Here is a 1,355-nt window from a genome sequence, read left to right on the forward strand (position 1 = left end):
CCGACGGCATCGGCGATCGCCCGGATGCGCTTGAAGTCGATGATGCGCGGATAGGCCGATCCACCCGCGATAATCAGCTTTGGCCGTGTTTCCCGCGCCTTGGCCTCCAGCTCCTCATAGTCGATAAGGCAGTCGCTCTGGCGCACGCCGTATTGCACGGCGTTGAACCATTTTCCCGACAGTGTCGGCCGGGCACCGTGCGTCAGATGCCCGCCGGCGGCGAGCGACAGACCCATGAAGGTGTCGCCCGGCTTCAGCATGGCGAGCATCACCGCGCCGTTGGCCTGGGCGCCGGAATGCGGCTGCACATTGGCGTGCGCCGCGCCAAACAGCCGGCAGGCCCTGTCGATGGCAGCCGCTTCGGCCAGATCGACATATTGGCAGCCGCCGTAGTAGCGGTGCCCCGGATAGCCCTCGGCATATTTGTTGGTCATCACCGAGCCTTGTGCCTCCAGCACAGCCGGCGAAACGATATTTTCGGATGCGATCAGCTCGATTTCGGACCGCTGCCGGCCCATCTCGCGTGCAATCGCATCGGCGACCACCGCATCCTGGAGCTTGAGGTTCCTCTGGAAAAAGCCGGTCATTCTGCTCGTCTCCTGGCGGCAAAAGGCGGACACGGTTTTCGGCGTCGCCATGCCTGGTGTTGGAACTGAAACGGGGAGCTAGTTCACTGCGTCAGGCGGGGTGCGGCCTTCGAAGAAGGCCGACAGATTGTCGATCACCCGCATGCCCATTGCGATGCGCGTTTCGCTGGTGGCGCTACCCAGATGGGGCAGCAGCACGACATCTTCACGCTCCGTCAAGGCGCGCGGCACGGACGGCTCCGTCTCGAACACGTCGAGCCCGGCACCAGTAATCCGACGCTCACGCAGCGCCTGGACCAGTGCGTCCTCATCCACCACATCGCCACGCGCGGTGTTGATCAGGAAGGCTGATTTCTTCATGCGGGCAAGACGGCGTTCGTTGATGAGGCGGGTGTTTTCGCCACCGCCCGGACAATGCAGCGACACGAAATCCGAGGCCGCCAGCACCTCGTCCACAGTCGCCAGCTGCCGCGCCGGCATGCCGGGGTGGGGAACCGGCCGGCTGTCGAAGAAGACGACCTCCATGCCGAAGCCGAAGTGACAGCGCCTGGCCATGGCCTGGCCGATCCTTCCCATGCCGATGATGCCGACGGTCTTGCCGCTGACCTGGGTGCCGCAGAGATGCGTCGGCCGCCAGCCGGTCCATTTGCCGGAGCGCAGCTCGCGCTCGCCCTCTCCGGCACGGCGCGCGCACATCAAAAGCAGCGTCATGGCGAGATCGGCGGTGGCATCGGTCAACACGGCGGGCGTGTTGGTGACGATCAGCCC

Annotated in this window: 1 protein-coding gene and 1 pseudogene; both read right to left on the bottom strand. The window is 64.9% G+C overall.

The genetic code is table 11. The features are described 5' to 3' along the window. Positions 1-587, bottom strand: a pseudogene (gene glyA / locus ENZ74_RS31880) (serine hydroxymethyltransferase); the annotation flags it as partial. A 78-nt stretch (positions 588-665) separates the two neighbouring features. Further along, a partial coding sequence (locus tag ENZ74_RS31885) for a D-glycerate dehydrogenase (protein ID WP_164761409.1) occupies positions 666-1,355 on the bottom strand: 690 nt, incomplete at its 5' end.

The organism is Mesorhizobium sp. M7A.F.Ca.CA.002.15.2.1 (genome assembly GCF_003998715.1).
In the GTDB taxonomy this organism is placed as follows: domain Bacteria; phylum Pseudomonadota; class Alphaproteobacteria; order Rhizobiales; family Rhizobiaceae; genus Mesorhizobium; species Mesorhizobium ciceri.